At 42.0% G+C, this 262-nt stretch carries 1 tRNA gene; it reads left to right on the top strand.

From position 1 onward, the window contains the following. Window positions 1–87 precede the first annotated feature (87 nt). Window positions 88–160 (top strand) — tRNA-Ala (locus tag DVW83_RS14975). Window positions 161–262: the final 102 nt, after the last annotated feature.

Here is a 262-nt window from a genome sequence, read left to right as displayed (position 1 = left end):
CACCTCCTTTCTAAGGAATATTACGGAGACTACACTGGTTGTTTTATACTTTGTTCAGTTTTGAGAGGTCTACTCAAAATTTAGATCGGGGCCTTAGCTCAGCTGGGAGAGCGCCTGCTTTGCACGCAGGAGGTCAGCGGTTCGATCCCGCTAGGCTCCATTAACAACTTGCGTTGTTAAATTATTTTGTTCATTGAAAACTGGATATTTGAAGTAAATTAAGTAATACAAACCGAGAACACCGCGTTGAATTTGAAGGCTA

The organism is Enterococcus sp. VV15 (assembly GCF_005236045.1).
Classification (GTDB): Bacteria; Bacillota; Bacilli; order Lactobacillales; family Enterococcaceae; genus Enterococcus_B; species Enterococcus_B durans.
Note: the sequence above shows the minus strand (reverse complement) of the source record. Positions and strands in the feature narration are given on the sequence as shown.